This window comes from Solibacillus sp. FSL W7-1472, from assembly GCF_037969775.1.
GTDB classification, from domain to species: domain Bacteria; phylum Bacillota; class Bacilli; order Bacillales_A; family Planococcaceae; genus Solibacillus; species Solibacillus silvestris.
In genome coordinates, this window is the sequence record NZ_CP150208.1 from 2,067,256 (window position 1) to 2,082,694 (window position 15,439).

The following is a 15,439-nucleotide window of genomic DNA, read 5'->3' on the forward strand; positions in this document are numbered from 1 at the left end:
CTATAAAATAAATCAAAGGAGTTATTTTTAATATGTCTACATCAAAAACACCAAACGCCAGATTAACACTTCTTGCGTTAGCAATCAGTTCGTTTGGTATCGGTTCCACAGAATTTATTAGCGTTGGATTGCTCCCGCTCATCACAAATGAGTTTGGTATTACTTTAAGTACTGCAGGATTAACAGTATCAATCTATGCATTAGGCGTTACAATCGGAGCACCAATTTTAACGGTTTTAACATCCCGGCTTGACCGTAAAAAGGTGCTGTTGCTCGTAATGGTACTTTTTATCGTCGGTAATTTATGGGTAGCGATAGCACCAACATTTACTTTACTATTGATTGGACGCATTATTTCTGCTTTTGCTCATGGTGTATTTATGTCGATTGCGGCGGTTATTGCGGCTGACGTTGTGGCACCTAACAAACGGGCAAGTGCCATCGCTTTTATGTTTACAGGATTAACTTTGGCAACTGTCAGTGGAGTACCTTTAGGAACATTCATTGGCCAAGTAACGGATTGGCGGCTATCATTCATCTTTATCGTCATTATTGGCATAATTGGGTTAATCAGCAATGCGTTCCTTGTGCCAAATAATTTAACAAAAAGTAAGCCGATTTCATTAAGTGATATCGGAAAAGTATTAAGCAATTTCCGTATGCTGTTAATTTTATTTATTACAGCAATGGGTTACGGAGGCGTATTTGTTGTTTACACATATGTGACCCCTATTCTTGAAAATCAAATGGGCTATTCCCCTCATGCAATTGTCGTAATATTGGTTGTATATGGTATATGTGTCGCAATAGGAAATACAATCGGTGGCCATTTTGCAAACACTAATCCATTGCGTGCGATATTCATCTTCTTTATTGGATTAGCGTTAACGTTACTTGGTGTCTACTTCTCATTTGATTCCAAAGTAATTGGGCTCATAATGGTATTAGCAATGGGGCTTTTTATGTTTATGAATGTGCCGGGCTTACAACTGTATGCCGTTCAGCTATCCGAAAAATATGTGCCGGCAGCCACTGCGATGGCTTCCGCTTTAAATATTTCAGCATTTAATATCGGGATCTTCCTCGGTTCATATATCGGCGGTTTAATTGTTCATTATCAATCACTGGACAATACGCCCCTATACGGATTTTTAATGGTTATCATTGCAGCAAGTATTACGTTAGTTTGGATGATTGTTGAAAATAAACAAAACGTTTGGAATGCGAAGGAATTCTCGCCATTATCAAAAAATTAATCGCTATAATATATTTAAGTAGAAATGGATAGAAACCTCTCCTAACATTAATGTTTGAGACGGTTTCTATTTTTGTTTATAAATTCATATGCAAATAATTTAAAAGAGCTCTATCTTGTTTTGATAGTTCTTCGGAATATCTCCACAATTTAACCTTCAATATTCAGTTTTATTTGCTATGCTTAGATTGAAGGAGCGTTATTTAATGAAAAAGATTATTTTTATACTTATTTTTGCCGTTATTGGCTTTCAATTTTTTACGACTGAACAAGTTGGTGCTCCCGACTTACCCCAGCAGCTTTCACTAGCATCGTATTCCAATTCAAACGGGGATCTTGTCCTTGTTAACCGGGACATCGCATTACAGAATGAACCAGGCAACTTAGCCACTATTCCAGATGATATTGCTAAAAATGTAATCGTTAATTCGGAGTATTTTCTTGAAGAACAGGCTATTGCACCTCTCAAGCAATTATTCGATGCTGCAGCGAATGATGGAATCGAGCATTTCATAATCAATAGTGCCTATCGCAGCGGAAAACTTCAGAAACAGCTTTTTGAACAAATCGGTGCCGATTATGCCCTGCCTGCCGGCTATAGTGAACATCAGACGGGCCTATCGATTGATATAGGTTCGACTGTCGGCAAAATGGAAAATGTTGCAGAAGGAAAATGGATGGAAGAACATGCAGCGGAGTTTGGCTACATTCTACGCTATCCTAAACACAAAGTCGACATTACCGGAATTGAGTATGAACCTTGGCATTTCCGTTACATAGGCTTGCCCCATAGCGTGATGATGAAGGAGCACGACTTCGTTTTTGAAGAATATATTGCTTATCTAAAAGAGAAGCAATTTTATAAAATGAAATTAGATAATACAACTTATTTCGTGCATTATACCGATAACAAGACATCTGTTAACACACTTGAATCAAACAATATCAAAGTATCTGGTGATAATGTGAGCGGGTATATTATTACTTCCGTATTGGAGGAAATATGATAGGCGTTCGTTAATGTTAATGGGATAAATAAAAAGACGACCATTTGCAAGTTGCAAAATGGTCGTTTTTTATTTTAATTGCTAGATTATACTTTAACTTCGTTCTCTTTATTATACGTTGCATGTTGTTTTCTCGCTTCGAACACTTTGGATGCCGAAAAGATGAATACCGCCAGCCATATACATACGAAAGTGATGAATTCTGTCAGTGTAAAAGGCTCCTTGTATAAAAAGATGCCGAGCATTAAACTAATCGTTGGTGCCAAAAATTGAATAAAGCCCATTAAATAAAGTGGGATTTTTTGCGCACTTTTTGCAAATAGGACAAGTGGCAAGGCTGTTACGATCCCGCCGCCCATTAACAATAGGTTAGTTTTCCAGTCCACATGCATAAAAGCAATTTCCGACGTGTTCATTAAGTAAATGTATATAGACACAGCAATCGGTAAAACAAACAATGTTTCGATTGCGAGTCCGCGTGTCGCATCGAGCGGAATTTGCTTTTTAATTACACCATAAAAAGCAAAAGTTAGCGCCAGCGCCAGTGATACCCAAGGAATTGTTCCTCCTAATACAGCCTGATACCCTACGCCTATTGCCGCAATGATGACAGCTACCGCAGTTGCCCGGGAAATTTTCTCTTTAAAAAAGATCATCCCAAACAATACCGATATAAGCGGGTTAATATAATAACCTAAACTCGTTTGAAGTAAATGTCCATTGTTTACTGCCCAAATGAATATTCCCCAATTGAGCGAAACGAAAACCGATGCTACGAACAGTAGAATAAACTGTTTCTTATTTTTCCATAGCATCTTGATATCTACGATCATTTGTTTATACTGACGGATCAGCAATACAAACAGGACGGTGAATACAAAGGACCAAATTACACGTCCTACTAATATTTCTACACTGCCGACATGCTGCAGCTGTTTCCAGTAAAGAGGAATAATCCCCCACATTAAATAGGCGCCGATTGCTAAAAAGACGCCCTTTTTTTGTTCTGACATTGGTGCACCTTCTAATTTTTGATACTCTCATTATAGATGTCCATATTTGAGAAGTAAATAATTGTAGCTTTATAGACTCATTAAATTATTCCACTATACCATTTTGCAGTAAGTACATTTTGTGATATAACCCTTTTTGTGCGATGAGCTGTTGATGTGTACCGCGTTCGACAATTTCTCCTTTATGCAATACTAGTATTTGCTCTGCATCCTGGATTGTTGAAAGTCTATGGGCAATCGCTATCGTTGTACGGCCTTTTCGCATTTTTTCCAATGATTGCTGGATGCCGACTTCCGTTTCAGTATCGATCGCTGCCGTTGCTTCGTCAAGGACAAGAATTTTCGGGTTTGTCGCAATTGTCCGCGCAAATGCCACCAGTTGACGCTGCCCGCTTGAAAATGTCGAACCACGCTCTGTTACATGGCTTCCATAACCATCCGGAAGCGATTCAATGAAATCATTTGCCTGCACAAACTCTGCAGCTTCCTTCACCTTCTGTAAAGTGAGATTTTCATTATATAGTCGAATGTTCGAATCAATCGTTCCGTAAAACAGAAATGGGTCTTGTAGTACTAACCCCATTTTTGCACGTAGCTCCTGCTGTTCGTAATCTTTAATCGACTGACCGTCAATTAATATTTCACCACGCTTAAACTCGTAAAAACGCATTAGAAGATTGATAATTGAACTCTTCCCACTGCCGGTATGCCCGACTAACGCAACTGTTTCTCCAGGATTGACTGTGAATGAAATATTTTTCAGTACATCTTGCTTGCCGTCATAGCTAAACGACACATTTTTAAATTCGATATGACCTTTTGAAACTTGAACCGGCTTGTTCTGTTGCACTGGTTCAAGTTCTTCATTATCTAACAGCTCAAATACGCGGGATGCCGCTACAATCGCCTGCTGGAACAGTGCCAGACGTTCCATTACTTGATTGATCGGATCAAAGAAACGGTTCATATATGTAATGAACGCATAGACAACGCCGACTTCTACCGCTGTTTCAAATGATGTCCATCCAAAGTAAAACAGTAAAATAACGATTGCTGTAAAATACACTAAATCAATAATCGGACGAAGCAGAAGACTGTTCATTTTCGTATTGGCCATCATGGACTGGAAATGCTCTTCATTGACACGATCAAATTCATCATTGAAACGTGGTTCTTGACGGAATGCCTGCACGATGCTCATTCCTGATAATGTTTCAGAAAGTTTCGCATTAAGCTCACTGAGTTTTTCCCGCATTCTCATATAGACAACCGAACTCATTTTGCGGTATAGCCAAATGATGTACAGAATGACAGGAAGCAAAAGAAGCATATAAAATGCAAGCTTCGCATTCAGGAAAAACATCGCAAAATACACACCGACAATTAAAAACGCCGCCTGTACAAAGCTGATGAGTACCGACACGAACATATCTTTAATCGCTTCGGTGTCATTTGTAGCCCTGGACACGATGGAACCTGCCGGAACCTGATCAAAATAGCGCATGCCCAATCGGTGAATTTTAGAAAACACATCAATACGCAGTTGCTGAATGACCTTCAAAGCAAGTTCCTGGAATTTAATATTTTGATAGTATGTGATAACGACGTTCAGCAATTGAATAATAAAGTACCCAACACCGAGTGTCACGATTGGGGTCATATCAAAATTGCCGATCATTAAATGATCATCAATATAAACTTTTATCAGATAAGGACCGATAATATCGCCGAGAACGGTTAAAACAAGAAGAAACAGCGCAATGGCCAATATCTTTTTATGTGGCTTCAAATAGGTAAACAGACGCTTTAATACGATGCGCTGTTCTTTACTTGAAATCGTCTCATTCGCCATCATGATCCCCCCCTTGTTCCACTAACTGCTCAAGTTGCTGTAACTGGTACATTTCATAATAACTGCCCTCTAGTGCCATCAGCTGTTCATGGGTACCTTTTTCAATAATTGTTCCTTCATCAACGACAATAATGATATGTGCCTGCTGGATTGCACTTAGACGGTGCGACGTAATGATCGTTGTCGCATTTTTCCGCTCTTTTTTTAATGCATGCAGAATCGCTTCTTCTGTCCGCGCATCAACCGCAGATAAAGAATCATCCAATATGAGCAGCTCAGGTTTCATTAACAATGCCCTAGCGATAGAAATACGCTGTTTCTGTCCACCGGAAAGAGATACTCCCCGTTCTCCGACAATCGTGTCATAGCCATCTGTAAAGCTCATAATATCTTCATCAATATTTGCAAGTGCTGCCGCTGCACGAACTTCCTCCATGCTTGCACGTGGATTCGCAAAGGCGATATTGGAATAAAGCGTTGCTGAGAATAAAAAGTGATCTTGAGGTACATAGCCAATCGCCTGACGCAGAGCACTTTTCCTATAATCATTTATATTGTGTGCACCAAATTGAATCGTTCCTTCATATCCTTCAAACTCACGGAGCAACAGCTTTAAAATGGACGTCTTCCCTGCACCTGTTTTACCGACGATTCCGAGTGTTTCGCCGCGTTTCAGCTCAAAATGCACATCCCTTAATGTCGGTGCTGCATCTCCAGGGAAAGTAAAGGATTTCACGTTGAATAAAAGATCCCCGGAAGGATTTTCTTCAATAGCATCCAGCTTGTCATCAATTTCAATTGGGGTATTTAAAATACGTTCAATCCTGTCATACGAAACGCTGCCTCGCTCAACGATATTGAACAACATCCCAATTGCCAGCATCGGCCAGATCAGAATACTTAAATACGTCGTGAACGTAACTAAGTCACCGACCGTCATCGCATCTTCCAATATAAATTTCGTGCCAAATCCAAGACTCAGCATAAAACTTAAACCAACAACGAAGCTAATCGTCGGGTCAAATAATGAATCGACTTTTGCTACGCGCATATTTTTTTCCACCACTTCATCGGAAAGCTTCGTAAAATCCGCAACATCCTGCTGTTGCTGTCCAAACGTTTTCAGTACTTTCATCCCACTGATACTTTCCTGAGTTTTATCGTTCAAGTCGGAAAAGGCTGCTTGGGCATGGCGAAAACGCTCATGAAGCAACTTGCCGTAATAGCTCGTCGATAATGCGACTAGCGGCATTGGAATGAGCGCAATCAGTGTAAGACGCCAGTCAATGGTAATTGCCATTGCCAAAATTACAAAGCCCCCTGTTGTAAGCGAGTCAAATAATGTTAAAACCCCTCCACCAGCTGTTTGCTGCACTGCACTTATATCATTTGTTGCATGTGCCATTAAATCACCGACACGATTCTTTTGATAAAACGACGGAGACATCTGTGTAAAATGACGATGGAGCTTTTCACGTAATATTCGCGCCAACAGATTGGACGAGCCAAAAATCATTTGACGCCAATAATAGCGCAATATGTACATGGCAATCGCTACACCGATGATGATAGCGAGCCATTTAAACAAACCTGCTTTCGTCAATGTCCGTGTACCGATTTCATCGATTGTGAAGCCGATAATTTTCGGCGGTACGAGCTGCAGGATGGCTACTAATACAAGCATAAAAAGCCCGACTGTGTATTGGTATTTTCGCTCTTTGAAAAACCAACCTAATTTAAGAAATACCTTCATTCTTTCACCCTCTTTTTTACTCAAGTTCCCCCATTTTACCAAATATTTTAATTTTCCGATATATTTTACAAATATTTTTTTCGGATTCCGAATTAATTTTTTTTGTAAAAAATGTTAAGTCAATCTCTTGTCTATAAAAAAATATAATTTTGGCATTCTTTATATATTTAAATCCAATATTTCAGCTTCTTTTTGTCCATACTAAAATTATAAATCCATTTAGTACGGATTTTCCGTCCAAATATGGATAGCAATTTTTGTTACATGCATTACTGATAAATAAATTGAAGGGAAATTTTAACATGATGAAACAATTATTATTTGCACTGGCTGCTATTTTTTTATTATTTGTTCCTGGGGTTTACGCACATACGCATCTAGAATCAACCAATCCTGCAGAAGGTGAGACTGTAACAGAAAATATCCAAACAATTGATTTAGCGTATGGGGGCAAAATTGAAGAAGGCAGTACATTTAAAGTTATTGCAAGCGATGGGAAGGAAATGGCGATTCATTCAATTTCAATAAATGAAGGTGTCCTATCCGGAATTATGCTTGATCCCCTTCCAAATGACACTTATACAGTTGAATGGGATAGTATTAGTGAGGATGGACATCCGTTAACGGGTTCGTTTACATTTAAAGTAAATGCGCCTAAGACGAAGAAAGAAGAGGACAGCGCTGCAGATACAACAGAGAAGATTGAAAATGATGTCAATTCACTTGTCGATACATTAAAGGATGAGACGAACTCCGATGAGGATGATGAAGGATCATTTTGGACACTCATCATTGTTACTGCCCTAATTGTACTAGTACTTACTGTGATTACGATGTACAGCTATAAGCGATGGTTAGTTAAGAAAACGAAGAAATAAAACAAATGAAAACTGCACTCAAACTTTTATAAAGTTTGAGTGCAGTTTTTTAACGATTTACTGAGCTGTTATTCCGCCATCTACTACAAACTCTGCACCTGTTGAGTAGCTTGACTCGTCTGATGCTAAGAAGACTACTAATTGAGATACTTCTTCTGGTTGTGATACGCGTTTCAGCGGGATATGCTTTGCAAATTCCTCAATAGCTGCTTTTGCATCTTCCTGCATGATCATCGGCGTTGCAATAACTCCAGGGTGTACTGAATTTACACGAATACCCATTGGCGCCAAGTTTAATGCAGCTGCTTTTGTCATACCACGAACAGCAAACTTTGTATCTGTATAACCTACAGCACCACCAACTAAGCCGTTGATTGAAGAAATGTTGACGATTGAACCGCCACCAGCTTTCATCATTGAAGCAGCAACTGCTTTCATTCCTAAGAAAACAGATACTTGGTTAATATTGACGATTTTCATGTATTCATCTAAAGACATTTCCAACATGTTTTTATTCATCGAAATTCCAGCATTGTTTACTAATACATTTACCGGACCAAATGCTTCTTCTGCTTTCGCAATAACGGTTGTCCAATCTTCTTCAGAAGTAACGTTCTGTTTTATGAAGATTGCATTTCCGCCTAATTCTGCAGCAAACGCTTCCCCTTTTTCTTCATTTAAATCTGTTAAAACTACTTTTGCACCTTGTTCTACAAAAGCCTTCGCATGGGTAGCACCCATACCTTGAGCAGCACCAGTAATAATTGCTACTTTACCTGTTAATCGAGACATTAAAAATCACCCTTTCAATAATATGATAGTTAACTATCACTATCTAAAACTAACAATAACAATGTTTGATCGGTCCGTCAATTTTTAGTAGCTATGAATTGTAAAAACATCTCTTTAATAAGCTTTAACTGCTTTTTAGGATCTAATTTCACAGGTAGATTAGGGTCATGCTCGGTCAAATAGGATTCTACAGTAAAGTAACTTATATTTTGAACAACTGTAAATACATACTCCGGAATATCAATGCCTGCTCGGATCGATTGGTCTTCATTTCCTTTTTCTGCAATTGAATACAAAACATTAGCCATTTCTCTTCGAATATCTACAAATTCTTTGTATTCGTCCGTCTCTTCAGATATCGGTTTATATGCTTCAAACGCTTTAAAAAACTTCACAAATTGATGCTGCGGGTCATCGATTAACTCAATATAATAAGTTAATATTCGTTCAATCTGTTCATAAGCTGTCAAAGGTTCATTAGCAATTTTTCGGATAGAATTTGTCATTTGACTGGTAATTTCATTATTAATTGCTAAAACGAGTAATTCCTTATTCGCAAAATAACGATAAAATGTAGCGATCCCAATCCCTACTTCATTTGCAACGTCCTGTAATTGAACTTGTTGAATTCCGTTATTCAACATCAATGTTTTTGCTGCCTGAATTATTTGTTCCCTGCGCTGTTGTTTTCTTTGTTCTCTAATGCTCAATAGTATTCCCCTCAATTTTACATATTATAGCTGTATTGTATCATGATTATGTACGCTTATTTTTATAGTAAGATCCAAAAAAATACACCACAACAATTGTATTCAATCGTTGCGGTGCGTATATTAGCGTAAACGTTCCAAGTCCTGATAATCTTTCATATATGGGCCATCTTCTGCCACAGCTGAATGGTACAGCGCTTTAACGGCGAAGTTTTTTTCCAGTCCCATTTCCGATTTCAGTTTTTTCAGTTCGTCATGCAGTTCGCGATGCTCGTTGATTAATTTCAGCATCGTTGTTTTATTGTATTTCATATAATATCACTCCGATTAGTTCATCACTTGAATGATGACTACTTTTAAATAATTGAATTCCGGGAAATTATGCGGCACCGTGAAATCTTCCGGCAACTGGTGCTCTTCTAAAATTTTATAGCGTGCACCATAATCTTTAAACGCTTTGTCGATAAATGTTTTGAACTTTTTCATATTAAAGCTTGCATTGTTTGTCGATGCGATAATAACGCCACCATCGTTTGTAAGAGTTAACGCATCCTTGAGCAATTTCGGATAATCTTTTGACGTACTGAACGTCATTTTTTTCGTACGGGCAAAGCTTGGCGGATCCAGTACAACTACGTCGAACTTCAGGCCTTTTCTTGCTGCATAACTGAAATAGTCAAATACGTTCATCACTTTAATATCTTGTGATTCATAGTCGATTCCATTCACACTGAATTGCTCAATTGTTTTCGGCAAGCTGCGTTTAGCCAGATCGACACTCGTCGTACCTGATGCACCGCCTAAAGCAGCGGCAACCGAAAACGCACCTGTGTACGAGAATGTATTTAGCACCGTCTTATCAGTTGAATATCGGTCACGTAATGCTTTTCGTACATTTCGCTGATCCAGGAAAATTCCTGTCATTGCCCCATCATTCAGATCAACCGCAAAATTCATGCCATTTTCCTGAACGATCAGCGGGAATTCGCCCTTTTCACCTGATACATAATCATCCTGATCGATATATTGACCATTTGTATCAAAGCGTAGTTTTTCATAAATCCCTCGTGTATTCACTGCTGCATTCAATGCCTCATAAATGTCCGTACGGAACGAATAAATTCCTTCACTGTACCAGCTCACCATGTAGTAGCCGTTAAAGAAATCGATTGTCAAACCGCCAATGCCGTCACCTTCGCCATTAAACACGCGGAAAGCTGTTGTATCTTCAGAGGCAAAAAAGTCTGCACGTTTTTCAGCAGCTTCACGGATTTTTTTCGTAAAGAACTTCACATCAATCTGCTCTTTTTCTTTACGTGTCAGCACCCAGCCGATCCCTTTATTTTGAATACCGTAATAGCCAGTTGCAATATAGCCGCCGCTTTTATCGACTAAATGAAGAAGACTACCTTCTTCAATTGACGCTTCCGGCATAACAACCGTATCTTTTAATATCAATGGATTGCCATTTGTTAAATCCTTAATCGCTTTACTATCTACTTGTAGTTCTGTTTTTTTTCTCATGCTTTCATCCTTACTACTGTTTTTCGTTCATAAAAAAGAGAGACTTGTTTTAAATACAAATCTCTCCGTACAATATCAGTTTACTACGAAAGCTTGCGAATAGCTACTCGCATGTTGAGTTGACGCTTACTAGTATTGCTATTTTAAATCACTCAGGTTGGATGCACGCTCATATGTCCACCATTTATTTATTACAAGTTAACTAAAGTACGAGCCATTTAACCCGAACTATTGAAAGTACTATTTTTTTCAGGAACTTTTTCAGTTCGGAATTTTAATCCCTATTCTGTTTGGATTAGTAATTTCGAATTTAAGTATTCTGAAATCATTGGAACAGCTACACTTACATTATTCCACTCAGAATACTTGTGCTCCGCATCTTCTATAGTTAAAGCTGTAAAATTCTCTACAACTTCAAATTTCTCTACATCTATGGTAGTTATCTCGTCATCTTTCCCTTTGTAATATAATATCTTGACAGTTAATTCACGCTTGTCAAATATCACTAATATGTATTCTGATATTTCATCATAAGTCATAAATAAATTAACCTTCATATATTCAGCGCTATTCTCATGCATATTAGTACCCCTTTCTTTTTACCTAAATTCGACATTTTATATGATAATCCTGCTTAGTAGAGCAAAAAATGCGCTTGTACAGTAATATCTATTATTTATTTAGGTAATAAGTTCTATTATCTAGGCATCTAAAAATCCACGAACTCTAGTACCGATTTTCCGGAATAAGAGTACCTGTCGTTCAACCATTACTTCACCGTTATTCTGTCACTAATCTTTTCTATTAGCAAATATTAGAAAAAACTCCCCATTAAGATGAACAGGTTTCCTGTCCATATAATGAGGAGCATATTTTAAAAGTTACGTTGTTACTTTAAATACGGTTTTCATTTTTTCTATAATACCGCCTGATGAATATGTCAGTACACTTCGTTTATAGAATGACAGACTCAGGAAGTATAGTGTCAATACTGTTCCAACTAAAATAACGAAGCTAATGATTGGTTCAATGGCGTTCATATCTGTTGCACCTAAACGCATCGGCATGACCATTCCTGAAGTAAATGGAATGTATGAGAATACTTTGATCAGCATAGTATCCGGATTACCCATACCTGTCAGCATAACGTAGAATCCAACGAGTGTCAGCATCATTGCCGGCATCATTACTTGCCCTGCTTCTTCTACTTTCGACACTAGGGAACCGAATAATGCGCCGATTATTAAATACATGAAAATCGTTAAGAATAAGAAACCGACTATATATAGGAAGTAGCTTATCGATAGTGAATCAAGCAGATCCGTAACAATTGACCATTTGTTTCCGCCATCTGAGAAGCGAAGCAGTAATAAAAGTCCGCCGAAAAGTATGACGAATTGTGTAAGTGCAACTAAAAATACTCCGACAATTTTTGAACGGAAATGCACTTCTGGCTTCACGCTGACTAATAACATTTCCAATGCACGTGACCCTTTTTCCGAAGCAACATCTGTTGTAATCATTGACAAATATGATGCGACAAAAACATAAATGATAATTCCAATCGCATACGAAACCCAAACGCCCGCCATTTTTTCTTCAGCGGATTTACCGTCATCTGCAGCTTCATTCAGTGAATTTAATGTAATGACAGGCTCTGACGACAATAATAACTGTTGCTGCTCCGGTGATAATTCCATCTGACTCATCGCATACAGCTGACCCGCCTGACTTAATGAACTTTGGAAATCTTGCTGATCATTAAGCGGAAGCGGATCAAATGATTCAATTTTTGCCGCCAGCTTGCCATCTGCATCCGATAATGTAAAGGCCGCGTAATAGTCTCCATCCTTCAATTTATCTTTGACATCACCCGCTTCAACATAGACATATTCCACATCATCTGAATCTTGCAGTACTTGCGCTATATCAAAATCAGTTTCATTGATAACTGCGATTGTATCCGCATCCCCAGAGAAAATGAGGTCTTTAATTTCCGACCAGAACATAAAACCGCTTAGCACTACTAAATAAAGCAATGTTGTTAAAATAAAGGATTTTGATGTGATTTTTTGTTTATATAATTTTCTAATAAGCACATTAAATTTAGACAAGACCGGCACCTACTTTCTCTTTGAAAATCTCATGCAGCGATAAATAATCTAAACTGAACTTTTCGATATAATTGCCGTTTGAAAGCAGTTCGAAAATTTCCGGTGCATATGATTCGTCTTCAAGTGTCAGTACTGCCTGTGAGTCCCGTTCCAGTTTGACATGATTCACACCTGGATACTTACTTAATTCTTCAAAGGATTTATCTGTACGTACCGTCAGTTTTGTTTTACCGTACTGCTTTTTCAGATCAAGCAGCGAGCCTGAAAATAGGGATTCACCGCGCTTTAGTAGACATAAATGATCACATAGCTCCTCGACATTATCCATTTGGTGACTCGAGAATAAAATCGTCATTCCTTGGTCGCGCAAATACAGGATTGCATTTTTCAGCAGCTCCATGTTTACCGGGTCCAGTCCACTAAACGGTTCATCAAGAATTAAAAACGCCGGTTTATGAATAAAGCTGGCGATTAATTGGACCTTTTGCTTATTCCCTTTTGATAACGTCTCGGCTTTCACATGTCGTTTTTCTTCCAGATCAAAGCGCTCAATCCAAAAGTCGATATCTTTTTTCAGTTCGTTTTTATCCATACCGTGCAGCTCGCCGAAAAAGTAAAGCTGCTCTTCCACTTTCATTTGAGGGAAAATACCGCGCTCCTCCGGTAAATAGCCTAAAAAGTCACGGCTTACCGATTTGATTGGCTGCCCATCCCATGTAATCGTACCTTCTGTTGTATCCTGTAAATCCAGAATCATTCGGAATGTAGTCGTTTTTCCTGCACCATTTTGCCCGATCAAACCGAATATTTCACCTTTTTCAATTGTAAAGTTCAATCGATTTACTGCAACGAAATCACGATAGCGTTTCGTCACATCTTTCAGTTGTAACACCATGAGCGTACCTCCTGTTTTTAAGAACTAGCGAATTCCATTATATAGTAATTATTACAATTATTGAATAACTAAAAAATTTATGTATGTGCACTGCTTATAAAAATACTAATCAATTTCATCCGCCAATATGTTTATGTACGAAACAGACGAAGAAAAGATTCATTATTATGTAAAAAACTTAGCAAGAAATACACCCTTACTAAGTTTCGTTAAGGCGTTAAATTAATTTTCCTTTAAAAGCAGGGCTCAATTCACTCCAAACATCGAATTGATTTCCGTCCAAATCATAAAAAATAAAATTCTTTCCAGCATGTCCCCGATTTTCAATTTCACCGACTTTTACTCCGATTTGCTTAAAATCATGATGCAATGCCTCTAACGCCTGGAATCCATCAACTTCGAATGTAATTGAGAAACACTCCTTTCCGTATTTGTCTATAAAATTGGCCCTTTCATTCTCTTTTGAATGTACTAGAAAGAAACTTTGATTTGCAAAGTTTAAAATGGCTTTATCTTTGTCTTTATAATTTAAAGTCGCTTCCAAGTTTTTCACATACCATTCAGAAGATCGTTCCACATCCGCTACCGGTATGTAAGTTGTTCCGACTCTCACTAATTTTCCACCCATTTTTGTCCCCCCGAGTCCAGTTCTAAGCAATAATTGGTAAGTAGATTTCAACTTCTTCCCCTTTGCTAACAGGATGATATGTTTCGATAATATAAGAATCAAGATCTCTTTTATAACCTTGCACTGTTCCCCAATTCAGCAAATTTTCATGAAGTTTTTCCAGTTCCATTATGTTCCCTCTTGTCGTAATATAATGGTTATTCGTCTCTAAATAATCCATTCCTGCCGGGATTTTATTCACTTTCCCGCGAACGATTAGTCCTACAAAGAAATTGCCCGTTTTATGTTCGTCACTCTTTTTAGGTTCAAACAATGCGATTTCACTTTCAATCTGGTAGTCGATCTCATCAGAACGGCTTAATAACCGTTTTGCAAGCAATGGTACTTCACTTCCAAAGTTTTGATACTCCCCACTACCCTTTAAGCCAACCAACTTGAACTCTTTTTTTATCATTTTGAACGTCATTTACATCACCGCTCTATTCATATTTTTTAATCCACTCTTCCAGCAATGTACGATCAAATGGTTCTTTCAATTTTAGATAGCCGCTTGTCATGACTGCTGTTGCATCTTGTTCCCGCTTTACAATATCGTTGTCGTAAATCGTATAAGTGATCGATTTCATAAGTGCTTGATCAGAGAATTTAATTTGATAGTTAGAAGTTGTTTCTTTTCCTTTACGTACCGACTCGGTTGGCATTGTTTCGAGCAGGCGGTAAAGCTCTTTTACTTCATCCATATTATAAGAAACAGAAGAATCATTTGATGGATATTTAGCAACTGTGACCTTTGTTAAATCTCTGCTATCCACAAAACTCACTTCATTCAACTCTTTAGAAATCTGGTACATTTCATATTGATTCCATATATAATAAATACCTAAAACAATAGCGATTGACAGGATTATTTTTATCGACTGCTTCATTTCATCCTCCTCCAAACAATTTTTCATTTTAAATAATTTTACCATATTTTTCTAGATTATAAATATTAATTTGAGCAAGAAAAAATGGCTTA

General features: G+C 37.9%; 16 protein-coding genes. 3 read left to right on the forward strand and 13 right to left on the reverse strand.

Annotation, left to right across the window (positions count from 1 at the left end):
* The first annotated feature begins 32 nt into the window (after window positions 1–32).
* Window positions 33–1,256 (forward strand): MFS transporter, encoded by a 1,224-nt coding sequence (locus MKY07_RS10190; RefSeq protein WP_339261924.1) that lies wholly within the window; start codon window positions 33–35, stop codon window positions 1,254–1,256.
* Window positions 1,257–1,461: 205 nt separating this feature from the next.
* Complete coding sequence (locus MKY07_RS10195) at window positions 1,462–2,262, forward strand: D-Ala-D-Ala carboxypeptidase VanY (protein WP_008403781.1); 801 nt, start codon at window positions 1,462–1,464, stop codon at window positions 2,260–2,262.
* 86 nt (window positions 2,263–2,348) lie between these two features.
* Here the strand turns inward: MKY07_RS10195 and rarD are convergent, their stop codons facing one another.
* The 3 genes from rarD to MKY07_RS10210 form a co-directional block, all read right to left on the reverse strand.
* Entirely contained in the window at window positions 2,349–3,275 is a 927-nt protein-coding gene (gene rarD, locus MKY07_RS10200) for an EamA family transporter RarD (protein WP_008403782.1), read from the reverse strand.
* 85 nt (window positions 3,276–3,360) lie between these two features.
* Window positions 3,361–5,130, reverse strand: coding sequence for an ABC transporter ATP-binding protein (locus MKY07_RS10205; RefSeq protein ID WP_339261927.1), 1,770 nt, complete (start codon window positions 5,128–5,130; stop codon window positions 3,361–3,363).
* Entirely contained in the window at window positions 5,117–6,880 is a 1,764-nt protein-coding gene (locus MKY07_RS10210; RefSeq protein ID WP_339261929.1) for an ABC transporter transmembrane domain-containing protein, read from the reverse strand. Before MKY07_RS10210 ends, MKY07_RS10205 begins: the two co-directional genes overlap by 14 nt.
* Before the next feature lie 302 nt (window positions 6,881–7,182).
* Here MKY07_RS10210 and MKY07_RS10215 point away from each other — a divergent pair, with 302 nt between their 5' ends.
* Window positions 7,183–7,758, forward strand: coding sequence for a copper resistance protein CopC (locus MKY07_RS10215; protein ID WP_339261931.1), 576 nt, complete (start codon window positions 7,183–7,185; stop codon window positions 7,756–7,758).
* Between the two features lie 57 nt (window positions 7,759–7,815).
* On the opposite strand, the gene MKY07_RS10220 is transcribed toward MKY07_RS10215, so the two are convergent.
* The 10 genes from MKY07_RS10220 to MKY07_RS10265 all read right to left on the reverse strand — a co-directional run bounded on the left by MKY07_RS10220 (window position 7,816) and on the right by MKY07_RS10265 (window position 15,347).
* Window positions 7,816–8,550 (reverse strand): glucose 1-dehydrogenase, encoded by a 735-nt coding sequence (locus MKY07_RS10220; protein ID WP_065215862.1) that lies wholly within the window; start codon window positions 8,548–8,550, stop codon window positions 7,816–7,818.
* A gap of 77 nt (window positions 8,551–8,627) precedes the next feature.
* A complete protein-coding gene (locus MKY07_RS10225) occupies window positions 8,628–9,260 on the reverse strand; it encodes a TetR/AcrR family transcriptional regulator (protein WP_065215861.1) in 633 nt (210 codons plus the stop codon).
* A 123-nt stretch (window positions 9,261–9,383) separates the two neighbouring features.
* Window positions 9,384–9,572, reverse strand: coding sequence for a hypothetical protein (locus MKY07_RS10230; protein WP_008403793.1), 189 nt, complete (start codon window positions 9,570–9,572; stop codon window positions 9,384–9,386).
* Between the two features lie 15 nt (window positions 9,573–9,587).
* On the reverse strand, window positions 9,588–10,784 hold the full coding sequence (locus MKY07_RS10235) for a class I SAM-dependent rRNA methyltransferase (protein WP_339261935.1): 1,197 nt from the start codon (window positions 10,782–10,784) through the stop codon (window positions 9,588–9,590).
* A 281-nt stretch (window positions 10,785–11,065) separates the two neighbouring features.
* The gene (locus MKY07_RS10240) at window positions 11,066–11,365 is read right to left on the reverse strand and encodes a hypothetical protein (RefSeq protein WP_014823726.1); all 300 of its coding nucleotides are present in this window, start codon (window positions 11,363–11,365) and stop codon (window positions 11,066–11,068) included.
* Window positions 11,366–11,665: 300 nt separating this feature from the next.
* Window positions 11,666–12,907 (reverse strand): ABC transporter permease, encoded by a 1,242-nt coding sequence (locus MKY07_RS10245; protein WP_339261938.1) that lies wholly within the window; start codon window positions 12,905–12,907, stop codon window positions 11,666–11,668.
* A complete protein-coding gene (locus MKY07_RS10250; RefSeq protein WP_008403799.1) occupies window positions 12,891–13,793 on the reverse strand; it encodes an ABC transporter ATP-binding protein in 903 nt (300 codons plus the stop codon). The genes MKY07_RS10245 and MKY07_RS10250 overlap by 17 nt, the downstream gene beginning before the upstream one ends.
* A gap of 217 nt (window positions 13,794–14,010) precedes the next feature.
* Window positions 14,011–14,421, reverse strand: a complete 411-nt coding sequence (locus tag MKY07_RS10255) for a VOC family protein (protein ID WP_008403801.1) — start codon at window positions 14,419–14,421, stop codon at window positions 14,011–14,013.
* Between the two features lie 22 nt (window positions 14,422–14,443).
* Window positions 14,444–14,875 carry an AraC family transcriptional regulator gene (locus tag MKY07_RS10260; protein ID WP_339261941.1) on the reverse strand — a complete coding sequence of 144 codons (432 nt, stop codon included), beginning with the start codon at window positions 14,873–14,875 and terminating at the stop codon, window positions 14,444–14,446.
* A gap of 25 nt (window positions 14,876–14,900) precedes the next feature.
* Complete coding sequence (locus MKY07_RS10265; protein ID WP_065215856.1) at window positions 14,901–15,347, reverse strand: aspartate aminotransferase; 447 nt, start codon at window positions 15,345–15,347, stop codon at window positions 14,901–14,903.
* Window positions 15,348–15,439 lie beyond the last annotated feature (92 nt).